The organism is Mesorhizobium sp. M1227, assembly GCF_040318315.1.
In the GTDB taxonomy this organism is placed as follows: domain Bacteria; phylum Pseudomonadota; class Alphaproteobacteria; order Rhizobiales; family Rhizobiaceae; genus Mesorhizobium.
In genome coordinates, this window is sequence record NZ_JAMYLZ010000020.1 from 57,540 (window position 1) to 80,041 (window position 22,502).

Genomic DNA, 22,502 nt, shown 5'->3' on the forward strand with positions numbered 1-22,502 from the left:
TAGGGTAGAGCCCGAATTCCGGAGCCAGCCGTATCCACCATGCAGACCTATGATTTCATCATCGTCGGCTCCGGTTCGGCCGGCTCGGTCCTGGCCGAAAGATTGTCGGCTTCCGGCCGCTTCTCGGTGCTGGTGCTCGAGGCCGGCGGCAGCGACCGTCGCTTCTACGTGCAGATGCCGCTCGGCTACGGCAAGACCTTCTTCGACCCGGCGGTCAACTGGAACTACAAGGCCGAGCCGGATCCCGGCCTGGCCGGCAATGCCGACCACTGGCCGCGCGGCAAGCTGCTCGGCGGCTCGAGTTCGATCAACGCCATGGTCTGGATCAGGGGCGCGCGTGAGGATTTCGACGCTTGGGCAGCGGCCGGCAATCCCGGCTGGGGCTTCGACGACCTGCTGCCTGCGTTCAAGGCGCTGGAGGATAACCAGGCCGGCGCCGACCAATGGCGCGGCGTCGGCGGGCCGCTGCATGTCACCGACTGCTCGACCTCCGTCCATCCGCTCACCAAGCGCTATCTCGCCGCCGCCAACCAGGCCGGCCTGCCGCTCAACCCGGATTTCAACGGCGCCTCGCAGGAAGGCGTCGGCGCCTACCAGATCACCACCAGGAACGGCCGCCGCATGTCGGCGGCGCGCGCCTTCCTGCGCCCGGCGATGAAGCGCAAAAACGTCCGCGTCGAGATCAACGCCCTAGCGACAAAAATCCTGTTCGAGGGCAAACGCGCCGTCGGCATCGAATATCTCCAGAATGGCGCGACGAAAACCGCCCGCGCCGGCCGCGAGATCATCCTGTCGGGCGGTTCGGTCAATTCGCCTCAACTTCTCCAGCTTTCCGGTGTCGGCCCGTCGGCGCTTCTTGGCGCGCTCGGCATTCCCGTCGTTCACGCCAACGAGAATGTCGGGGCAAACCTGCAGGACCATGTCGGCATCAACTACACGTTCAAGGGCAGGCTGCCGACGCTCAACCAGATCCTGCGCCCGTGGTGGGGCAAGCTGCTGGTCGGCATGCAATACGTGTTTTTGCGCTCAGGCCCGCTGTCGCTGTCGATGAACAATGCCGGCGGCTTCTTTCGCACCGATCCGGCCACGGCACGGCCCAACATGCAGCTCTATTTCCAGGCGTTTTCAACCGTCATTCCGAAGAGCGGCGAACGCCCGATCCTGACGCCCGATCCATGGCCGGGCTTTTCCATCGGGCTGTCCAATTGCCGTCCGTCGAGCCGCGGCGAAATCATGATCCGTTCCGCCAATCCGCGCGATTATCCCAAAATCGTCGCCAATGCCTTTTCGACCGAGGCGGACGTCGCTGAAATGCTGGCGGCGGTGAAATTCGTCAGGAAGATCGCCTCGATGCCGGCGATGGCCGAGATCATCGAGGAAGAGGTTTTGCCCGGTCCCTCGATCACCTCCGACGCGGATCTCATTCAGGATTTCAGGAAGCGCTCGGGCACCGTCTATCACCCGGTCTCGACCTGCCGCATGGGGCCGGACGCGGCGCACGCCGTCGTCGATCCGCGCCTCAAGGTACACGGCATCCAGGCGTTGCGCGTCATCGATGCCTCGATCTTTCCCGACAACATAACCGGCAACACCAACGCCGCCGCGATCATGACCGGATGGAAGGGCGCCGAACTGGTTCTGGAGGATCAGAAATGAAAATCACCGACGTCAAGACCTGGGTGGTCGGCAATCCGCCGCCCGGCATCGGCGGCAAGTATTTCATCTTCGTCAAGCTCACCACGGATGGCGGCGTCGTCGGCTATGGCGAGGCCTACAACGCCACCTTCTCGGCCCATGTCACGGCGAAAATGGTCGAGGACATGGCCGAGCGTTATCTGATCGGCCGCGACCCGCACGATATCGAGACCTTCTTCCGCCGCGCCTATTCATCCGGCTTCACCCAGAGGCCCGACGTGTCGGGCATGGGCTGTTTCTCGGCGCTGGAAATCGCCTGCTGGGACATTATCGGCAAGGAGGCCGGCAAGCCGGTCTACAAGCTGCTTGGCGGCCAGGTACACGAAACGCTGCGTTCCTATACCTACCTCTACCCGCACAGCGGCAGCGTCCATTCGGAGGACGCCCGCGGCAAGAACGTCTACAACGACCCAGATCTGGCCGCCGCCTGCGCGCTCGAATATGTCGAGCAGGGTTTCAATGCGGTCAAGCTTGACCCAGCCGGCCCCTACACCGCCTTCGACGGCCACCAGCCGCGCCTCGTCGACATCGACCTCTCCGCCCGCATGGTCAAGGCGATCCGCGAGGCGGTCGGCACCAGGGCCGACATCCTGTTCGGTACGCACGGCCAGTTCACCGCATCGGGCGCGCTGCGCCTCGCCCGCGCCATCGAGCCCTATGATCCGCTGTGGTTCGAGGAGCCGGTGCCGCCCGACATGCCCGAGGTGATGGCGCAGGTCGCCCGCGCGACCTCGATCCCGATTGCCACCGGCGAGCGGCTAACAACCAAATTTGAGTTCGCCCGCGTCATCGAGAACCGTGCGGCGACCATTCTTCAGCCCGACCTTGGCCGCTCCGGCGGCATTCTCGAAACCAAAAAGATCGCCGCCATGGCCGAAGCCTACCACATCCAGGTCGCGCCGCACTGCTACTGCGGACCGATCGTCGGCGCCGCCAACATCCAGCTTGCGGTGACGCTGCCCAATTTCCTCATTCTGGAATCGCTGAAACAGTGGGACGGTTTTCACGCGAAGCTGCTCAAGAAGAAGATCGAATGGCGGGACGGCAACGTCATCCCGTCGAAGGAGCCAGGCCTCGGTGTCGAACTCGACGAAGCCGTCTGCGAGGCGCATCCCTGGACCGGCAAGGACCTGCATTTGCAGATGATGCAGACGCCGCTGATGCCGTGAGCGCGCGTCAGAGCTATGCCTTCGTCGGTCTTGGCCATCTCGGCGGCCAGCTCGCCGCCAACCTGATCCACAACGGCTTTGCCGTCACCGTATTCGACCGCGACCAGGCGGCCGTCGAGCGGCTGGTGATGCTTGGTGCCGATGCCGCCAACAGCCCTGCTGATGCCGCTGGCCGCACCGGCAATGCCATCACCTGCCTGCCCTCGCCAAAAGTCAGCGAGGCGGTGCTGGCCGGCCCCGGCGGATTGCTCGAAGGCCTGCCCGCAGGCGGCAGTTGGATCGAGATGTCGACCAATGGCCAAGACGAGATCTTGCGCCTTGCATCCCTCGCCTCGGCAAGAGGCGTCGAGACGCTCGAATGCCCGGTCACCGGCGGCGTGCATCTGGCAGCCGTCGGACAGATCACCGCGCTGGTCGGCGGCGACGCAGCGCTTTATGCGCGCCACCGCCCTGCCGTCGAGGCGATGTGCGCGCGCTCGTTCCTGATGGGTCCGGTCGGCTCGGCGGCGGTGATCAAGGTCATCACCAACATGCTGGCCTTCATCCATCTGGTCGCCGCCGGCGAAGCGCTGATGCTGGCCAAAAAGGGCGGGCTCGACCTTGCCCAGTCCCATCACGCCATCGTCGCCTCCTCCGGCAACAGCTTCGTCCATGAGACCGAAAGCCAGCTGGTGCTGAACGGCTCCTACGACATCGGCTTCACCATGGACCTGGCGTTAAAGGATCTCGGCTTCGCCCTCGGCATGGGTGAAAAATTCGGCGTTCCGCTCGAGCTTGCCTCGCGCGTCGACGCAATCTTCAGGCAAGGCAAGCAGGCCTATGGCGGCAGCGCCTGGTCGACGATGATCGTGAAACTGCTCGAGGATGCCGTCGGCACCGACCTGCGCGCACCCGGTTTCCCGGCTAAACTCGCAAGTTGATATTGGCCGGATTATCAATCGATTTCAGTCGATTGGAGAGATCGCCGGAACCAGAGCCGCAGTCAACTGAATCAAAGTCTCAACGCCTTGATTCAATATCTCAGCGTCAATGCGCCGGGCAGGATCTCGAAAGTCGCTGGTATGCGACCCGGCGATTCGCCGTCTATGTCGATCAGCGCGGCGTTCTTTTGCACATCGCCGAGCGGCTCGACAACCACTTTCTTGCCGCGCAGGATGGTGATCGCAGGATGGTTGCGGTGCCGCGCGCCATAGAGCAGGCGGATGTCCCAGATCAGCTTCAGCTTGCCGGCGGCGCGCAGGATGACGATGTCGAACTCGCCGTCATTAAGCTCGGCGTCGGGCGCGATCATCATGCCGCCGCCGAAGAATTTGCCGTTGGCCACCGCCACCAATGCCATGCGCGCCTCAACCGGGGCACCGTCGTCGATGGTGATCGCAACCTCCTGGAACCGATAGCGGAGGAATTCCCAGACCGTGCGCCAGTAGAACAGTGCCTTGGCCGAAACCTTGCCCTTGCGCCTGTCGGCGTTGACGGCACGGTCGGTAGCGCCGGAAAGCCCGAGGCTGGCGATGTTGATGAAATGGCGGCTGGCCAGTGCGCCATGGTCGTCGACATAGCTGATGCAGCCGGCATCGACCTTGCGCGGCTTGGCCTCGGCAATCCGCTTCAGCGTCAGATCGACATTGTTCGACAGGCCGAGCCCGCGGGCAAAGTCGATGCCGGTGCCGCAAGGCAGCAGCCCAAATTCGGCCATCCGGCCGCTTTCCCGGAAAGCCTTCAGCAGCCCGTCGGCGACTTCGCTGGCGGTGCCGTCGCCGCCGGCCGCGATCACCAGCTCGAAGCCGATGGCGGCAAGGTCGAGCGCCAGCCGTTCGGCATCCCCCTCGGCCTGCGTTTCACGCAGCTCGAAATCACCGAAATGTCTTTTCAGCGAAGCCGCAACCTCGGGCCAATGCCGCTTGAGCCTGCCGCCGCCGGCGATCGGATTGAGAACCACCGCGACCTTCAAGCCTGCCTCCCCAAGGCCATCGAACACGCCTTCCAATCATTTGCCGGCATTGAAGCCCGCGCCGGCCTGCGGGGCAAGGGTCGATTACCCGACAATGCGGCTTCGGCATCGAGGCGGCAAATCCCGACCGGCGGCGGCAGAGATCGGAAAGTCGCTATTTTGGCAGGGTCAGTCCCCGATAATCCCGCTATCCACAGGCATGCGGCAGTTCCGCCAAACGCTTATCCGACGTACGTTAAAACCCATCTCAGGCGGCTACCGATCGCCACGCCGAAAGGCAAAGCGGAACGGCGGATTTCCTGAGGCCCGTACGGCCCTGAACGAGAACAGGCTTGCTTGTTGGAGGGATGGACGCCGAGACCTACGGGGCCGCGGAAAGCGTGCGAACGCCGACGGCGGACCGATGCTGCCATGAAGGACGGCAAAAACCTTCGATGGCGCGCTGGGCAAAGCTCGCAAGAGTGGAGACCGGCGTGGTCCGGAACGGACGCTGCCCTCGGGTGGCGACTGGCAGGACCGTCAAAATCAAGGCCGGCATGGCGCGACATCTTTCGGGAGTTGCTGCCGCGACCGTGTCCTGATCTGACAGGGAGGCGCTGGGAGAAATCCCGGCGCCGACTGTCTTTGTGGCCCCGCCTGACGATTTTGCCGGCGACGCTTCACGCTGCGCCAAAATCAGCTACTATCCATTTGTCGTCGGGGGCCGTTTAAAGGGGCTGACGGCAGGGGGACATTTCATGACGCTCATCCAGAAGCTTGCTGTTGCCTATGCTTTCCTGTTCTTCGGCGTTGTTGCCATCGGCTATGTGCCGGCTTTCAACGACGCCGGCGGCAATCTGTTCGGCCTGTTCTCGCTGCAATGGTACGACGATTTGCTGCACGCCTTCTCCGGCGTCTGGGCGCTGGCCGCCGCCTTCATCTCGCACCGCCAGGCGGTGTTCTATTTCAAGCTGTTCGGCTCGGTCTATCTGTTCGACGGCGTGCTCGGCCTGGTCACCGGTTCCGGCTGCCTCGATGGCGGCATCTTCATCAACGGCTTCCGCTCCCTGAACGACATCGAATTCCCGGCCCGCTTCTTCGCCAACCTGCCGCACATCTTCATCGGCGGCTTCGCCGTCTACGTCGGGTTCTGGCTGTCGAAACGTGTGTACGACCATTTCGCCACGGCCTGACCGGCCATGTTCCTGTTCCGCTGGCTGAAGCGCATCATCAAGGCGATCCTCTGGCTCGTCGTCATTGTCGTGTTGATCCCGATCGCCGGGCTGGCCTACGGCTTTCTCACGACGCCGTCGCTGGACACAACGCCATTGCCGGGCGTCGCCGAGGGTGCCCCGCCAAAGGCGCTGGCCGACAAGATCCGTGCCGAGATCCCCGGCTACCAGCGGCCGGAGGAATCGACCTTTCTTACCTATCCGGAATGGGCCATCGTCTACGCCGCCCGCGAATATGCCGGCTTCGTCGACAAGAACCAGCCGAGCGGTTTTCCCTATCTCTCCTATATCGGCCGCTTCTGGCAGGACTATGCGATGGTCATCCGCGCCAGCTCCACCTACAAGTTCAACCTCGACAACCACCAGATGCTGGTGGTCATCGGCACCAGCCACACGATCGAGCACGCCATCCAGTGGGCCTATGAAAATACGATCGGCCGCGTCACCGAAGCGACAGCCGGCAAGCGCACCGCCGTCGACATCTACCAGGCCAAGGTGGCGGCCGATTATGCCGGTTTTCTCGACCAGGTGCCGTGGTACCAGTTTCCCTATGCCGAAAAGCGTGCCGGCCTGTTTGCCGTCCAGCCGGCAGCGGACGACAGCGCCGTCCGCACCAGCGAACGCAAGCTCGCTTTCGGCCTCGCCGACACGATCAAGCAGGGCTATGCCGATCTGATCAAGTCGGCGCTCGCCGCCACCACCGATCCCGCCTTGCTCGATATTCATGTCTGGGCCAAGGGTCCGGTCGGCGAGGTGACGCGCAACGAACCCGACACCTTGCTGGAGCGCGATCTCGGCGCCGACGGCGCGATCTTCGTCACCAGACGCTATCAGGTGTTCACCGACATGATCCCGCGCCTGATCGGCAAGGGCGTCTCCTTCGTCGAGATCGGCGGCAATGACGAGATCATGGTCACCATGCTTTCCAATGACGAGATCAATGTTCCCGAAGGTGCACGCACCTTGTTCAGCTACCCGCTTCCGGCGCAACCTTCGACGCGCCGCACCGGCCTGACCGTCGCCGTGCGCAAGCTGCACATCGTGCTGCCGGCGCTGATGACGGCGGGCGCCAGGCTCGAGCATGTCTACGATTACTGAGGCCTTTCGGTCACAGTCGGCCTCGGCAGGACGTTGCGTGATGCTCCGTCACGCTCATTCCACAATCGCGGCCAAATCCCGCCTTGTTCCGCAACGATTGATGATGCCGTAGACACGTTGTCTTGCGCACATGTGCCAGGCAACTCGGAGGGACACGACCGTGATCAAGACCGCCCTTGTCGCCATGACCATCGTCGGCTGCGATTGCGACGCCAGGCTTTGCGAATATATCGGCGAGACGCCCGCCAAATGGTCGAGCATCGCCGAATGCGAAGCGGCGATGAAAAGCCAGATGCTGCACGAGCGCAATTTCGACTATCCGCTGGTCTCCGGCATCTGCCGGACACAGAACTCGTCTTCGTCATCGCAGCTCGCTGCGACCGCTTCCGAGCCTGAATTGACGACGGCCAGTACGGCCGCGACAGACCCGCTGCCACCGGAACTGAGCCATCGGCCCAGTGCTGCGGTCGGAACGCAGGCCACGGCGACGGAAACGGAAGCCGTCCGGCCGGTCGCCTATGAAGCGGCGGTCGATGGCGGCCGCGCCGTGCTCTACCGCACGAAGGCCGGCTACGCCGTGGTCAAGACCGATCTCGGCCGCGCCGCATCGGCAACGATCGGCATCGCCAGGCGTTCGGCGAACTGGCTGGCGGCGAAGCTGCCTGACGGTCTGTAGCCGCCGCTTCAGGCCGTGCCGATCAGTGCCTTGACGGCGCGATAAAAAATCGACGAAAACAGCTCGCCCGGATCGTATTGCAGCTTCTTCGCCAGGAAGGACGGCAGTTCCGGATAGGAGGCAAGCAGTTCCTTGCCTGTGTAGTGGAGCTGGTAGGGCAGGAAAAAACGCCCGCCATGCTTGATCGTCACGTCGATCAGCGCCCTTGTCAGCGTCCGCATCCTGGCATTGCCGTCGGTGTCTGTCGGCTGATTGATGTAGAGCACCAGCGAATAGGCCGGCTCCGGCGCATAATTCAGCGCCACATCCTCCTTGTGGACGATGCGTACCGACGCGTTGAGCACCGGCAGGGTCTGGTTGCGCAGGATCTCGCGCGCTTCCGCGATGAACGGGTTATAGGCCGCCCGCGGGATGAAATACTCGTGCAGGATGTCGGTCTCGTCGAGCAGATCGTTGAACAGATAGGGCACTGAATCGTGCATCGGATTGTTGCGCGTGACGAGGCAGGCCTCGCCCTCGCCCATTGCCGTCGTCCGCGCCACCGTGCAGCTCTCGAATTGCGGCTCCAGCGTCTTTTCGGTGAACCATTTCAGCTCCTGGAACAGGCTGCCCCATTTCGCCAGGTTGATGATCACCCGCTTGAGCCCGACCGAACCCGGTTCACCGATTGCCGGCTGGTCGGCCGGCGGCTGGTCGGCGACCTTGTCATAGCGGTAGACGATCATATCCTCGAGGAAATTGCCCGGCGCAGTCGACAGATGCCCATAAAACAGACCGATCGCCCTGTTTGGCTCCAGAACCTCGGCGAAGAACGTCGGGAAATCGTCCGATTTGATGATCTCGCGCGAGGTCCGGTAGACGGCGTTGTCGACGATGTCGAGTGTCGCCTCCAGCACCACGCCGAACAGGCCGTAGCCGCCGACGACGTGGCGGAACAGCTCGGTATTTTCGGCCGGTGAGCAGGTCGTCACCGAACCGTCCGCCAGCATCACCCGCATCGATCGGATCGAGCCGGCGACCGAGCCGGCCTGGTGGTCCATGCCATGCGCGTTGACCGACAGCGAGCCGCCGACCGAAAAGATGTCGGTCGACTGCATCGCCTTCACCGCGAAGCGCGGGTGCAAAAGGTTCTGGATGTCGTGCCAGCGCGCGCCCGGCTGCAAGGTCATCGTCTTTGCAGCCGGGTCGATACTGAGCTTGTTGAATTTGCGCATGTCGAGGACCAGCGCGTTGTCGTCGAAGGCGTGGCCGCCCATCGAATGGCGCACCGCCGCGACCGAGACCTTCAGGCTATTGGCGCGGGCAAAGGCCAGCGCGCTCGCGATGTGGTCTTCCTCGCTGACTTCGATAACGCCATAGACCGGTGTCCTCGACAGGCCGCTGGCATCGTTGATGTCGCCGCCCTTGGTCAGCCATGGCAGCGACGGATCGTAGGCTGGCGGGCCCTCCAGCGGCTTCTGCGCCAGGTCAATTCCATCAATGTCGGCGATGCGTCCGGAATTCTTCTGCCCCGACGGACCGCGAGCCAGGCGCGCCACGGTCGTCCCGCCCCAGAGCATCGCGCCGCCGACCACCGCCGCACCCAGCAGCAGCCGCCGCGACAGGCGAAACCCCTTGCGTTCCTCGATCATAGCCCCACCCCCGCTACCCCAGGAATAGCGCCTGATGGAGACAAAAACCAGTTGCCATCAGACGTTCGGCAAATGATGATCACAATCGTTCTGGCGAAAGCGTCGAAAGCAGCCGCACCATGAAGCTTGCCGTCCGTGCCACGATTGCCCTGCTACTCGCGTTTGCTCCGGTCTCAGCCGACGCCCAAAGCGGTGAGAAGGGAGTCCTCGGTGTGGCAAGTGACGATCCGGAGATGGCGGCGGCGATTGAGCAGGCCCGCGCCAGCCTGGATGACTTCCTGATCCTGTCCGAGGCGCCGCCGTCCGGAACAGCCACGTTCAAATTGAAGGTAAGGATCGAAGACGGAACCGCGACGGAACATTTCTGGATCATTCCCTTTCACCGAACGGCGAGCGGATTTGCCGGAATTTTAGCAAACGAGCCGCAGGCAGTGCACAACGTCGTCGCCGGCCAGGAGATCGAATTCACCCGGGACGAAATTTCGGACTGGGGATACACCAAGAACGGCCATCAGGTGGGCAGCTTTACCGTCTGTGTGATGCTCAAGAAGATGTCGAAGGAAGACGCGGACTATCTCCGCGACAATTACGGCTTCGACTGCTAATGTCCGAGCGCGAGGCGCTTTAGCCGCTACCCCGCCTCCTCGTCCTGCGCCCCGATCTTGCGGACCAGTGCCGCGGTCGCCAGGATCGTGGCCATGTCGGCGATCATCGGCGCAACATGCTTGGCATAGTCGAGCGGCACAGAGATGTCCGGCAGTTCGAAGAAGTTCTTCGTCTGCGGAAGCAGCAGAAAGCCGTCGCTGCCGTTGAGCGCGACGCGTGCCGGTTCCTTCGGCCATGTTTCGCCAAGCCATTCGAGCGCCTGCGCCAGCCGGCCGGTCACCAGCGGCCGCGCCGCTTCGATGTTGTCGGTGTGGAACTCGTAGGCGGCGTCGAGTTCGGGTACGCCGCATGACACGTTCCGTCTTGCTGCCGAACATGCCTCGGAAGAAACCGACCACCATATTGGCACGGCGCGCCGCCACCAAGATTCCCGGGAACGGCGCAATGGTGTCGAACGCGATAATGACGCCCTTGAACGCCTGAGATGTGGTCTTGCCGTTCCTCTCCAGCAGCGTCACCTCATAGAGCTCGAAGGCAAAGCCTTCATACCGACCGGAGACGACGTCCTCGAAATACGAACGGTTGAACACGCCAATCGTCTCGCGCGGCAGCCGATCGAAGGAGTTCGGCGTTACGCCATGCTGATAGCGCACGTCCTGGATGAAGCCGAAGACGATCGGCAGCAAACTGTTGCGGAAAGTCTGCTGCAATTTGCGCGCCGGCCTGATCGCCTGGAGATAGAGCAGGATCGCCGCCAGGAACCCGCCGATATAGAGGAACACATGCGGGGTCGAGAACCACTGCTCGTTGGGGTCGGCAACCGCGTTGAAGAGCCAGGCCACCAGCGCCACGAAGACAACCACCGATCCGATGAAAAGTGGCACCCGCCAGTGCGTCCGGCGATAGGCCGAAGCCCTTTGCGCCTCGTAGGCCTCGATGTCCTTCCTGAGGCCGGCGATCACCGCTTCGCTCGGCAAGAAATCCGCAGTTTCCATCACCCACCCGCCCCACAAGCCCGCCCGCGTTGGGCATGATAGCCGGTTTGGTGGACCGCGTCAGCGCAGCTGTCAGCGCCCGGCACCGAAGATTGCATCGAGGCGGGCCAGAACCCTTTGCCTGGATTTTCCCGCCAGCGTTTCAACCGGCATCAGCCGCTCGTGATCGCCGGCGCGCAGCCGCATGAAGGCATGCAGCCGGTAGGCGGCAATGGCCCCGCGCGTGCCGGGATCGTCGCTGATGTCGACGACGAGAATGGCGCCGATGCGGCCGGGCCATGGCTGGCGCGCGAAGGCGGTGCCGATGAAATCGCCGAGCCCATAGGCGACGAGCGTCTTGCCGATCCGCTCGATCGGCTGCACGACATGGGCATGATGCCCGGCGACCAGGCCGACGCCATGTTCGGCCAGAAGTCGCGCCATTGCCCGCGTTTTCGCACGTGGAAAATGCCGGAATTCCCAATCCCAATGCGGCACCGCGCAGAGGAGGTCGACACCCGAAGCGGCAGCGTGCGGCCATTGCGTCGGATCGGCTTGCATCGAGACTCGGCCCGCCAACTGAGCCTCGTCGGTATTGCGCCACAAGGTAAAGGCGGCAAGGCCTATGGTCAGCGAACCAACCGCAAACCGCTCGACCGGAGCCGCACTGCCGATCGTGCGGATGCCTAATTGCTCCAGCGCGGCGACGGTCTCGTCGAAGCCGGCAATACCCTGGTCGAGCACATGGTTGTTGGCCAGCGACAGCACCAGTTTTTCACGCGAAATGCCGGCGGCGGCCAGCGCCTCGGCAAGGAACCGCTCGCTCATCGCGTGGTGCGTGCCGAGCCTGGTGCCCCAAACAGCGCTCGGCCGCTCCACCACCGGGCTTTCGCAATTGCCGACCACCAGATCGGCCGAGGCAAGCAGTGCCGCAATCGCCGGATCGCAGTCTGGCGCGCGGCGATTGGCCACCGCCGAGATATCGCCGACGAAAGCCAGCCGCACCGTCCGCGCCGGCAGTGGTTCGAGCAGGGCTGCGGCCGCCGGAGCAAAGCCGCGCGCGTCGCCATTGAGCGAAGGCCGGAGAAAACGCGGCAGCCACGACAGTTTGTAGGAAAGCGGATAGTTCGACACGCGACGCCCCATCGTTTGCCTTGTGTAGACCGTCCGCCGGATTGATTGAAGCGTCGACTGTTGTGGGTGAACCGCAGGCCACAGGCGCAGCGAACCAAATGCGTGTATGATCCACTGCGGAGCGACAAAGGGGCGATCACGATGACGCGTTTTTCCAGGCTGGTGGCGTGCGCCATCATTCTTCTCCTGCCGCTGGCTTCACCCAGCGCCGCGGCTCCCGAAGCGGCGGCCCTGTTCGAGGCAAAAATCGTAGCCGAACGCGACAGCGCTCTTGCCGCTCTGGAAGCCGCCGCGCCAGGCGATCCGGCAGCCGCCTACGCCGCCGGCGCCGGCGAATTCTTCACCGCGCTGGAGACCCTGGCCGGCGGCCTGCACCGCCACGGTTTCGACAGCCCGCAATCCTTCATGCTGCCGCTGATGCGGCTGCCGGTGCCGGACAATGCCAATCCCGAGCCGCTGACCTACGAACAATTCCGCGCCATTCTCGTCGCCTTCCGCGACCGGCTGGAGAAATCCGCAGCCACGCTCGGTTCGGTACCCCCCGACGCCGACATCGGCATGGTCATCGACCTCACCCGTCTCGGCATCGACGTCAACGAGGACGGCACGATCGCGCCGGACGAGAGCGCCGCCGCGATCATGGCGTCTCTGTCACGCGGCGGTGGTGCGCCAGACGCGGCCGCACCCGCCCTCACCTTCCGCTTCGACCGCGCCGACGGCTATTGGCTGCAGGGCTATGCCGAGTTCCTGATGGCGCAGGCCGACTTCTGGCTGGCGCATGATTTCAGAAACACGTTCGACGGCTCCTTCCACATGCTGTTCCCGCGCGCAAAACTGCCGCTGCAGGATACGCTCGTGCCGCTGGACGGTGGCACGAATGGCGGCATCCTGACGTCCGAATGGCGACTAGCCGACTTTATCTCCCTGGTGCATCTCATTAACTGGCAAGTGGTCGAGCCAGAGCGCCGGCAAGCGGCACGCCGCCATCTCATGGAAATGATCCGGCTGTCGCGCGAGGACTGGAAAGCCATCCGCGCCGAAACCGACAATGACCGCGAATGGCTGCCGGGGCCGCAGCAGAAAGGCACCAGCCCGCTGACCGGTCTCGAAGTTGGTGAGCAGCAGGTACAGGCCTGGCTCGCCGCCCTTGATATGGCCGAGGATCTTCTGGAAGGCCGCACCTTGCTGCCGCATTTCCGCATCGCCGACAAAGGCATCAACATGAAGCGCTTCTTTGATGAGCCAAAAACCTTCGACCTGGTGCTGTCGATCACCGGCCCGGCCATCGCGCCCTATCTCGAGCGCGGCAAGACTCTCACCAGCGAGGAGTTCAACCAGATCCAGCGCCAGTTCGGCGGCGCCGGGTTTCTGACGTTCGCGCTTTGGTTTAATTGAGCGGCGCACTTCGACGTTGCTCCTGACAGCCTGCTGTCAGCAGCCAAATTGCGCGCGGCACCCTTCACCACTCCGCTCTTTCCATTTTGGCCGATACCTCCCATATTCGGGGCCATGGCCAGACTCTCCGACAAGAAAACGCCGCCGCCGGCGAATGACGAGCGCGCTTCGCCGCCCAAGCGGCGCAGTCCGCTGACCGATTTCCTCGATGCGTCGGAGCCCCTGTACAAGGGCGGCTTTGCCGAGGCGCCGCAGGCCGAGTTCACCGGCGCGCCGCTGACCGGCTCGATCGCCGACTGGGCCGAACAGATCGAGCAGGAAGCCGAGAAGGAAGGGCGTCAAATCTCCCCCCTCGAGGGGGAGATGTCGCCGAAGGCGACAGAGGGGGTCGGCAAAGGAAGCGCTCGGCATCAAGGGTCGCCGAGCACTGCCGCACCGACCCCACCCGGCGGCTCCGCCGCCACCCTCCCCTCGAGGGGGAGGGAAGGCGCCAAGTCTGCCAAGAAAATCCCGGAGCGCTCCTCTTCTCCCGGCCGTACGGCACGCGGCACCTCGATGGGCGGCGCGGCTTCGGCGCGGGAGCGCACTGCGGCCGGTCTCAACCCTGTCGCTGGCCTCGATGTCTCCCTGGAAGAGGCCGAGACCATGGCCTCGGGCGGCGTCACCGCGACCGTCGCGGCGCTGTCGGCGCTGATCGAATCCGGCAATCCGCTGCACAAGGACGGCGTGCTGTGGACGCCGCACCGCCCTGCCCGGCCTGAGAAATCCGAAGGTGGCATCGCCATCAGGATGGTCTCGGATTTCGAGCCGGCCGGCGACCAGCCGACGGCGATCAAGGATCTCGTCGAGGGGGTCACCAGCAACGACCGTACCCAGGTGCTGCTCGGCGTCACCGGCTCGGGCAAGACCTTCACCATGGCCAAGGTGATCGAGGAGACGCAGCGCCCCGCTCTGATCCTGGCGCCCAACAAGACGTTGGCCGCGCAGCTCTACTCCGAGTTCAAGAAATTCTTCCCGGAAAACGCCGTCGAGTATTTCGTCAGCTACTACGACTACTACCAGCCTGAGGCCTATGTGCCCCGGACCGACACCTACATCGAGAAGGAATCCTCGATCAACGAGCAGATCGACCGCATGCGCCATTCGGCGACGCGCTCACTGCTCGAGCGCGACGACGTCATCATCGTCGCCTCGGTGTCCTGCATCTACGGTATCGGCTCGGTCGAGACCTATACGGCGATGACCTTCCAGATGCAGATCGGCGACCGGCTCGACCAGCGCGCGTTGCTCGCCGACCTCGTCGCCCAGCAATACAAGCGCCAGGACATCAACTTCGTCCGCGGCTCGTTCCGGGTGCGCGGCGACACGATCGAGATCTTCCCGGCCCACCTCGAGGACCGCGCCTGGCGCATCTCGCTGTTCGGCGACGAGATCGAGGCGATCACCGAGTTCGATCCGCTGACCGGCCAGAAGACCGGCGAGCTGAAGAGCGTCAAGATCTACGCCAATTCGCACTATGTCACACCGCGCCCGACCTTGAATCAAGCCATCAAGTCGATCAAGGAAGAACTGAAGTATCGCCTGCAAGAGCTTGAAAAGGCTGGCCGCCTGCTTGAGGCGCAGCGGCTTGAGCAGCGCACCCGCTTCGACCTGGAGATGCTGGAGGCGACCGGGTCCTGCGCCGGCATCGAGAACTATTCGCGCTATCTGACCGGCCGCCAGCCGGGCGATCCGCCTCCAACCTTGTTCGAATACATACCCGACAATGCGCTGGTCTTCGTCGACGAAAGTCACGTCACCATACCGCAGATCGGCGGCATGTATCGCGGCGACTTTCGTCGCAAGGCGACGCTGGCCGAGTATGGTTTCCGCCTCCCGTCCTGCATGGACAACCGGCCGCTGCGCTTCGAGGAATGGGACGCCATGCGCCCGCTCTCCGTCGCGGTTTCGGCGACGCCCGGCGCCTGGGAGATGGAGCAGTCCGGCGGCGTCTTCGCCGAGCAGGTCATCCGCCCGACCGGCCTCATCGACCCGCCGGTCGAAGTACGCCCGGCCAAGACGCAGGTCGACGACGTCGTCGGCGAAATCCGCGAAACCACGAAGGCCGGCTACCGCACGCTGGTGACCGTGCTGACCAAGCGCATGGCCGAGGATTTGACCGAATATCTGCATGAGCAAGGCATACGCGTGCGCTATATGCACTCCGACATCGACACGCTGGAGCGCATCGAGATCCTGCGCGACCTGCGCCTCGGCGCCTTCGACGTGCTCGTCGGCATCAACCTGTTGCGCGAAGGCCTCGACATTCCCGAATGCGGTTTCGTCGCCATTCTCGATGCCGACAAGGAAGGTTTCCTGCGCTCCGAGACATCGCTGATCCAGACGATCGGCCGCGCCGCCAGAAACGTCGACGGCAAGGTCATCCTCTATGCCGACCAGATCACCGGCTCGATGGAGCGGGCAATGGCCGAGACCAACCGCCGTCGCGAAAAGCAGATGGAGTGGAACGCGGCCAACGGCATCACCCCGGAATCGGTCAAGTCGCGCATTTCGGACATCCTGGACTCGGTCTACGAAAAAGATCATGTCCGCGCCGATATCTCGCAGTTCACCGACAGCGCCGGCGCGATGATGGGCAACAATCTGAAAGCGCATCTCGACGCCCTGGACAAGCAGATGCGCGATGCCGCCGCCAATCTCGATTTCGAGAAGGCAGCCCGTATCCGCGACGAGATCAAGCGGCTGCGCGAGATGGAGCTGTCCATCTCCGACGATCCGCTGGCCAAATATGCCGACATGGAAAGCCCGGTCTCGGGCCGCGAAAAGGGCAAGCACAACAAGGGCGTGGCCAAACACCGTACATCGGAGGAACAGGAGCGTTTCCGCAAGCTCGACGAGGCACGTTCGGCCGAAGAGGCGGCCCGGCCCAACCTCTTCCGCAAGCCGGCACTCGACGAGATGGGCGCCGACGGCGCCGTGCCGGTGAAGAAGCCGCTGTTTTCGAAGCCCTCGCTCGACGCCATGGGGCCGGGCACGGATATGCCGACCCCGGCCGGCGCAGTGTCGCGTTCGCTGTTCAAGAAGCAGTCGGCCGAAGAGGCGCACGGCTCCGACTTCGGCATCCCGGGCGAACCGACCAAGCCGCTATTCAAGAAGAACTCGCTCGACGAGATGACCGTGCGGCGGACGGAAAAGCCGGTCGAAGGAAAGGTGCCAGCGAAACCACAGCCGATCTCCCCCCGTGTGGGGGAGATGCGCGGCAGGGCAGAGGGGGGCGCAAAGGAACGCAACGATTCCGCCAAACCCATTGTCCGCCAGCGCAGCGGTATCGGCTCCTACGAAGACCCGGCCGACGCCCGCCGTGAAAAGCGCCGCCCCGGCAAGACGGGGCGCCCGGGACGCTAGCGAGCTTCCCTTCTCCCCTTGGGGGAGAAGGTGGATCGGCGCGCAGCGCCGAGACGGTTGAGGGGTGCTGGACGGATCGCCGTCGGTGCCAAGCTGGAGCACCCCTCATCCGACCGCTTCGCGGCCACCTTCTCCCACAAGTGGAGAAGGGGGAGCCTAGCCACTTGCCATCGGCCCTAGCCTTGGTGTAGCCAGTTTCTACAACTCGAACGTCTTGAAAGGAGGGCTGCGTGTTATTTTCTCACCACCGTCAGCGCGGCCCTGTCTTTGCCCTGCGAGCTAGCTTGCAGGGCTGACCAGGGACGGTCCGGGTTTTTCCCCGCTTCGATTTTTTGGTCTGCCCTTCGTGGTGCGCAATGCCGAGCCTAATGGCTGGCACGTGCACCGTCAAAGTGCATTGAGCCGGGCTCCGGCAAGACCAGAGAAATCAAAATGGCCCTGATCAGCCTCAAATCCCTCGGCGTCACCCTGAATGCGCCGCTGTTTTCCAACCTCGACCTCACCATCGGCACCGGCGACCGGCTCGGCATCGTCGCCGCCAATGGGCGCGGCAAATCCACTTTGCTGAAGTGCCTGACCGGCGAGCTGGAGCCGACATCAGGCGACATCACCCGTACGCGCGGCCTGCGCGTCGGCTATGTCGAGCAAGTCGTCCCGGCAGCGCTGGCCGGGCGCAGCTTCCAGCAGGTGGTCGCTGATGCCTTGCCGGCCGGACAGGTCGAAAGCGAACAATGGCGCGTCGATGTGGTTCTTGACTCGCTTGACGTGCCAGAACCGATGCGCGGGCGGCCAATGCAGGCGCTGAGCGGCGGCTGGCAAAGGCTGGCGTTGATCGCCCGCGTCTGGGTCACCGACCCCGACGTCCTGCTTCTCGACGAGCCGACCAACCATCTCGACCTCGGCAAGATCAGCCAGCTCGAGACCTGGCTGAAGGCGCTGCCGCGGGAGGTGCCGGTGGTGATTGCCAGCCACGACCGCGCTTTTCTCGATGCTACGACCAACCGCACGCTGTTCCTGCGCCCCGAACAATCGCCGGTGTTTTCGCTGCCCTATTCGCGGGCGAGGCTTGCGCTGGACGAGGTCGACACCTCGACCGAACGCAAGTTCCAGCGCGACATGAAGGTGGCGCAACAGCTGCGCCGGCAAGCGACCAAGCTCAACAATATCGGCATCAATTCCGGCAGCGACCTTTTGACGGTCAAGACCAAGCAGCTCAACCAGCGGGCAGAGCGTCTGGAAGAAGCGGCAGCGCCGGCACACCGCGAAAGATCGGCGGGCGCGATCAAGCTCGCCAATCGCGGCAGCCATGCCAAGGTGCTGATCACGCTCGACGATTTGGTGGTCGGAACACCTGACGGCACGGTTCTGTTCAGCACCGGCAAGCGCCACATCTGCCAAGGCGACCGCATCGTCCTGCTCGGCCGTAACGGCGTCGGCAAGTCACGGCTGATCGGCCTGATCCGGAACGCCATCGTCGAGCCGGAAACGGCGGCGCAAAGCCTGAAGGTGACGCCGTCGACGGTGCTCGGCTATAGCGACCAGGCATTGTCGGGCATCGGCGGCGACGACACGCCGCTGGCGATACTCTCGCGCAGATTCGATGTCGGCGAGCAGCGCGCCCGCTCGCTGCTGGCGGGCGCCGGCGTCAGCATCGACATGCAGGAGCGCAGGATCGGCGTGCTGTCGGGCGGGCAGAAGGCGCGGCTGATGATGCTGGCGCTCAGGCTCGCCAATCCCAATTTCTATTTGCTCGACGAGCCGACCAATCATTTCGATATCGATGGCCAGGAAGCGCTGGAAGCGGAATTGCTGGAACGTCAGGCGAGCTGCCTGCTTGCCTCGCACGACCGCTCCTTCATCCGCGCGGTTGGCAACCGCTTCTGGCTGATCGAGAAACGGCGGCTGACCGAGATCGATAGCCCGGAGGAGTTCTTCCGGGAGGTTGCCGAAGCCGGCGGCTGAAGGCTTGCGGAAAAAAATTCCGGCGCTCTGTCGGTTGATGATCGCATGCCACGTCCTTGGGTTGCCGACACGGTGATGCCGGCGCCAATTGAGGAGAAAGCAATGTCTATTCTGTCATCCATAGGTCACGCCGTGACGCGTTACTCGGCGGCTCGCGCCCGTTATCGCAGCGAACGCGCCATCCTTTCATTGCCGATCGAACTGCGCAAAGATATTGGCTGGCCGGAAATCGTCGTCGACGCGCAAAACAGCCCGCGGATTCGCATGGAAGGTTGAAAGGTGGCAGTTGGCCGTCGCGGCAGGCGCCATTTCGAATCCAAAAAACATCGGCCGTGTAGGATCGTCGCCGTTCCGTTCGTCCTGTGGTTCGCAAAGGCAAACCAGACGCAAAGAGGAGCATGACATGAATGACCAGCCGCAGACCCAGCCCGCCGCCAAAGTGCTTGGCGGATTGACGCCCTACCTTCAGTTGGATGGCGCTTTCAAAGCCGCCGAATTTTACCGAAAGGCCTTCGGTGCCGAGCAGGTCTTTGCCTATCCGCCGGACGAACAGGGCCGTACCATGCATATCCATCTCCACATCAACGGTTCGACCCTGATGCTTTCCGACTTCTATCCCGAGCATGGAATGGCCGCTGTGAAGCCGCAGGGCTACACCATGCAGCTCCATCTCGGCAGCGACGACATCGACGCCTGGTGGCAGCGGGCCATCGAGGCGGGCTGCGAGGAAGTCGTGCCGTTGCAAGTGATGTTCTGGGGTGATCGCTGGGGCAATATGCGTGATCCGTTCGGCGTCGAATGGGCAATGAACGCACCGGTGAAAGCAGCTTAGCATTCCACACAGGCTGTGTCTGAAATCACCTCTCCCGCTCCAGAGGGAGAGGAAAACGATCGCATGGAGGAAATCAGATGTCCTATGTCGACGGTTTCGTACTTGCCGTACCGAAAGCAAAGCTCGATGCTTACAAGAAGCTGGCGGAAACCGGCGGCGCCGTCTGGAAGGAGCACGGTGCTCTTGCCTACGTCGAATGCGTCGGCGACGACGTCCCTTATGGCGAGCTCACCTCGTTCCCGCGCGCCGTGCAGGCCAAGGACGACGAGGTCGTCATCTTCTCATGGGTGGTCTACGAATCGCGCCAGAGCCGCGACGCGGTGATGGCCAAGGTGATGGCCGATCCTCGTCTCAAGCAGGACTGGGAGACCATGCCGTTCGACGGCAAGCGCATGATCTTTGGCGGTTTTCAGCCCTTCATCGAGCTGTAGGCGCCCCTCGATCAAGTTTATTGAGCAGCGGCTTCAGCCGGTCGCCATAGCGCTTCCACAGGTCGACCGAGCCCTGATACATCGGCTGGCGCACTTGCGCAGCCGACGCCGTTCGCACCGGCCGGTCGGTCTGGTGGAACGACAGCACGGCGTCGTCCCACGGCAGGCCGAGATGGGCGATCAGCGCCCGCGACTGGCCTTCCTGGTCGGCGACGAAATCCTCGTAGCGAACGTCGTGCACGACATCAGGCAGCACGGCGTGCCAGTGCGCCATGATGTCGGTGTACAGATTGTGGAAATCGGCGAGCTCGTCGAGATCGTAGCCGTAGCGATGGCTGTCGCCGCGGAAGTGCACCTTATAGATCGACAGGCAGGTCGCCGCCGCATCGCGCGCGCAATGGATGATCTTGGCCTTCGGCAGCATCATATGGATGAAGCCGACCAAGAGGAAATTGCCGGGCATCTTGTCGGTGACGTGCCGAAAACCCGGATAGCGGGCGTGCAGCATGTCGAGATAGGCCTGGCCGGCCTCGGCATAGGCCTTGTCGGGCATGTCGGCGATGCCCCAGGGAAAGCCGCCCTTCATGCTGAGCGGAAACTGCTTGCCGACCGCCGTCTTTAAAATGCTGAGCTCGCCGGCGCCATAGACCTGCGGATGGCTGGCGATGATCTGCTCGACCAGCGTGGTGCCGGAACGCGGCATGCCGACGACGAAGATCGGCGTGGCGTCGGCTATCCCGCCTGGCCTGTGCCTTTCAAAAAAGGCCTTGTCGAACACCGCCTTCATCGCCTCGAACTCGCCGCGCGTCTTGCCGGCGTCGTAGTCTATGCCCTGTCGGCGGATCGCGTTGCCTTCGGCGAAATAGTCGAAGGCGCGGCCATAATCCCTGAGGTCGTCGTTGGCCTTGCCGAGACCGAAGGAAAGCTGCATGCGCGCCAGGCTGCCTTGCGGCGCCTTGGCGTGCTCCGCCTCCATGCGGGCAAGCTCGGCATCGCGCTCCTTCTGGCGCTTGACCTGGGTAAGCATCAGCCAGGCCCTCGCCATGCCGGGGTCCACAGCCAGCGCCTGCCTGAAAAGATCCGCAGCCTCGTCGAGATTGCCCTTTTCCATCAGCCCGACACCCAGGCCGTGCAAAAGATCGGCATCCTTCGGCCGGATCGTCAGCGCCTCGCGAAAAACAGCCAGTGCCTCATCCAGCCGGCCCGCTTCCTGCAGCGTTTCGGCAAGCCCGACGCGGGCGCGGACATGGAACGGGTTACGGCCGATCGTGCCGCGATAAATATCCTCGGCGCCTTCGAATTGGCCGAGCTGCTTCAGCGACGAGCCGAGATTGTCACGCGCCGCCAGCTGGTCCGGCCGAATCGCCACCACCTTGCGGAAGAGATCGGCGGCGGCCGCGACCCGGCCGAGGTCGCGCAGCACGGTGCCGAGATTGTTGAGGAAATCCGGGTTGTTCGGTTGCAGACGCACCGATTGTTCGATCAGCGCCAGCCCCTCGGCGCTGCGCCCGGTCTGGTGCAGCAGAAGCCCAAGGAAATGCGCAGCAGCCGGGTGGTTGGCCTTTTGCGCCAGCACCTGTCGGTAAAGCGCCTCGGCTTCCTGCCGGCGCCCCGCCTGGTGCAGCTGCAGCGCCTGCTGCACGTACTGGTCGAGCCCCAGTGGTGGCTGCCCGCCTGAGCCGTAACGTGCGCCTGCCGGTTGTCTCGGATCTCTGTTGATGGGAAACCTGCCGTGTTGTCCGCCTGCCGCGATCTAGGCCATCGCTGCGGCGCGTGCAAGAGCAGAGGCGGTCGCAAGGGAGCGAACCTCGGAACCCACCGAGCTACCGAAAGTCGGCCGGCGTCAGCACATACATGTTCCTGCGGCCGTGCGAGTAGGCTTGGCGCGCAATCTCGTGGATCGACGAACGCTTGGCGTCGAAGGCGCTGAGAAATTCGGCCTCGGCTCCGCTTGCTGCCGGGTTTGCCGCCGAAAGTGCCGCGACCTCGACAAAGAACGGGACTTCGAGCATGCCGTCATGGCCGACGAAACGAATGCGCTTGGCCGCCGGGTCATAGGAGCGGCTGGGATTGGGAAAATTGAGCGTCATGGCTTGCGCGTCAAATCAGGCGGTTGCTTTCGGCAAGCTGGCGCGCCCGCCGCGCCGTGCCGTCGGTGTCGGCAATCCTTCGCCTTGCCGCCTCGTCGCTTCTTATCGTGAGACGCGGCGACAAGACCTTTATCGGCTTTGCGACAGGACTGACTGCAACTGTCGGGACATCCGGTGTTCTTGCGGAGTTCATGACTCTCTTCCTTCCATTGCTAGATAAATACAAATGCCGGAGGAATTTT

General features: G+C 63.6%; 20 protein-coding genes. 13 read left to right on the forward strand and 7 right to left on the reverse strand.

What is annotated here, in order from left to right:
- Positions 1-39 precede the first annotated feature (39 nt).
- Genes NKH28_RS21710 through NKH28_RS21720 form a run of 3 tightly spaced genes read left to right on the forward strand, consistent with a single transcriptional unit; the run spans position 40 to position 3,784 of the window.
- Positions 40-1,656, forward strand: coding sequence for a GMC family oxidoreductase (locus NKH28_RS21710; protein WP_352774299.1), 1,617 nt, complete (start codon positions 40-42; stop codon positions 1,654-1,656).
- Complete coding sequence (locus tag NKH28_RS21715) at positions 1,653-2,864, forward strand: mandelate racemase/muconate lactonizing enzyme family protein (protein WP_352980377.1); 1,212 nt, start codon at positions 1,653-1,655, stop codon at positions 2,862-2,864. The genes NKH28_RS21710 and NKH28_RS21715 overlap by 4 nt, the downstream gene beginning before the upstream one ends.
- Positions 2,861-3,784 carry an NAD(P)-dependent oxidoreductase gene (locus NKH28_RS21720; RefSeq protein WP_352980378.1) on the forward strand — a complete coding sequence of 308 codons (924 nt, stop codon included), beginning with the start codon at positions 2,861-2,863 and terminating at the stop codon, positions 3,782-3,784. Before NKH28_RS21715 ends, NKH28_RS21720 begins: the two co-directional genes overlap by 4 nt.
- 92 nt (positions 3,785-3,876) lie before the next feature.
- On the opposite strand, the gene NKH28_RS21725 is transcribed toward NKH28_RS21720, so the two are convergent.
- A complete protein-coding gene (locus NKH28_RS21725; RefSeq protein ID WP_352980396.1) occupies positions 3,877-4,815 on the reverse strand; it encodes a diacylglycerol/lipid kinase family protein in 939 nt (312 codons plus the stop codon).
- 737 nt (positions 4,816-5,552) lie between these two features.
- On the opposite strand from NKH28_RS21725, the gene NKH28_RS21730 reads away from it, so the two are divergent.
- The 3 genes from NKH28_RS21730 to NKH28_RS21740 all read left to right on the forward strand — a co-directional run bounded on the left by NKH28_RS21730 (position 5,553) and on the right by NKH28_RS21740 (position 7,800).
- A complete protein-coding gene (locus NKH28_RS21730; protein WP_352690658.1) occupies positions 5,553-5,987 on the forward strand; it encodes a hypothetical protein in 435 nt (144 codons plus the stop codon).
- A gap of 6 nt (positions 5,988-5,993) precedes the next feature.
- Complete coding sequence (locus tag NKH28_RS21735; protein ID WP_352836587.1) at positions 5,994-7,124, forward strand: hypothetical protein; 1,131 nt, start codon at positions 5,994-5,996, stop codon at positions 7,122-7,124.
- Positions 7,125-7,284: 160 nt separating this feature from the next.
- The gene (locus NKH28_RS21740; protein ID WP_352980379.1) at positions 7,285-7,800 is read left to right on the forward strand and encodes a hypothetical protein; all 516 of its coding nucleotides are present in this window, start codon (positions 7,285-7,287) and stop codon (positions 7,798-7,800) included.
- A gap of 8 nt (positions 7,801-7,808) precedes the next feature.
- Here the strand turns inward: NKH28_RS21740 and NKH28_RS21745 are convergent, their stop codons facing one another.
- A complete protein-coding gene (locus tag NKH28_RS21745; protein WP_352980380.1) occupies positions 7,809-9,431 on the reverse strand; it encodes an FAD-binding protein in 1,623 nt (540 codons plus the stop codon).
- A 119-nt stretch (positions 9,432-9,550) separates the two neighbouring features.
- Between NKH28_RS21745 and NKH28_RS21750 the strand changes: the two genes are divergently transcribed.
- Complete coding sequence (locus NKH28_RS21750; protein ID WP_352980381.1) at positions 9,551-10,036, forward strand: YegJ family protein; 486 nt, start codon at positions 9,551-9,553, stop codon at positions 10,034-10,036.
- 26 nt (positions 10,037-10,062) lie between these two features.
- Here the strand turns inward: NKH28_RS21750 and NKH28_RS21755 are convergent, their stop codons facing one another.
- Positions 10,063-10,392, reverse strand: coding sequence for a hypothetical protein (locus tag NKH28_RS21755; protein ID WP_352980382.1), 330 nt, complete (start codon positions 10,390-10,392; stop codon positions 10,063-10,065).
- 712 nt (positions 10,393-11,104) lie between these two features.
- A complete protein-coding gene (locus NKH28_RS21760) occupies positions 11,105-12,145 on the reverse strand; it encodes a CapA family protein (protein WP_352980383.1) in 1,041 nt (346 codons plus the stop codon).
- Between the two features lie 141 nt (positions 12,146-12,286).
- Between NKH28_RS21760 and NKH28_RS21765 the strand changes: the two genes are divergently transcribed.
- The 6 genes from NKH28_RS21765 to NKH28_RS21790 all read left to right on the forward strand — a co-directional run bounded on the left by NKH28_RS21765 (position 12,287) and on the right by NKH28_RS21790 (position 20,170).
- A complete protein-coding gene (locus tag NKH28_RS21765) occupies positions 12,287-13,540 on the forward strand; it encodes a hypothetical protein (protein ID WP_352980384.1) in 1,254 nt (417 codons plus the stop codon).
- A gap of 114 nt (positions 13,541-13,654) precedes the next feature.
- Positions 13,655-16,945 (forward strand): excinuclease ABC subunit UvrB, encoded by a 3,291-nt coding sequence (gene uvrB / locus NKH28_RS21770; protein WP_352850323.1) that lies wholly within the window; start codon positions 13,655-13,657, stop codon positions 16,943-16,945.
- Positions 16,946-17,377: 432 nt separating this feature from the next.
- Positions 17,378-18,907, forward strand: a complete 1,530-nt coding sequence (locus NKH28_RS21775; protein ID WP_352980385.1) for an ABC-F family ATP-binding cassette domain-containing protein — start codon at positions 17,378-17,380, stop codon at positions 18,905-18,907.
- A gap of 75 nt (positions 18,908-18,982) precedes the next feature.
- A complete protein-coding gene (locus NKH28_RS21780) occupies positions 18,983-19,183 on the forward strand; it encodes a hypothetical protein (protein ID WP_352816210.1) in 201 nt (66 codons plus the stop codon).
- A 127-nt stretch (positions 19,184-19,310) separates the two neighbouring features.
- Entirely contained in the window at positions 19,311-19,739 is a 429-nt protein-coding gene (locus NKH28_RS21785) for a VOC family protein (protein WP_352541022.1), read from the forward strand.
- Positions 19,740-19,816: 77 nt separating this feature from the next.
- Positions 19,817-20,170: a DUF1428 domain-containing protein gene (locus NKH28_RS21790; RefSeq protein ID WP_352683481.1), complete on the forward strand. Its 354-nt coding sequence runs from the start codon at positions 19,817-19,819 to the stop codon at positions 20,168-20,170.
- On the opposite strand, the gene NKH28_RS21795 is transcribed toward NKH28_RS21790, so the two are convergent.
- The 3 genes from NKH28_RS21795 to NKH28_RS21805 form a co-directional block, all read right to left on the reverse strand.
- Entirely contained in the window at positions 20,157-21,812 is a 1,656-nt protein-coding gene (locus tag NKH28_RS21795) for a tetratricopeptide repeat-containing sulfotransferase family protein (RefSeq protein WP_352770945.1), read from the reverse strand. The two genes, NKH28_RS21790 and NKH28_RS21795, sit on opposite strands and share 14 nt — an antisense overlap.
- 181 nt (positions 21,813-21,993) lie before the next feature.
- Positions 21,994-22,260 carry a DUF1488 family protein gene (locus NKH28_RS21800; RefSeq protein WP_352683477.1) on the reverse strand — a complete coding sequence of 89 codons (267 nt, stop codon included), beginning with the start codon at positions 22,258-22,260 and terminating at the stop codon, positions 21,994-21,996.
- 10 nt (positions 22,261-22,270) lie between these two features.
- The gene (locus NKH28_RS21805; RefSeq protein ID WP_023678406.1) at positions 22,271-22,453 is read right to left on the reverse strand and encodes a hypothetical protein; all 183 of its coding nucleotides are present in this window, start codon (positions 22,451-22,453) and stop codon (positions 22,271-22,273) included.
- Positions 22,454-22,502: the final 49 nt, after the last annotated feature.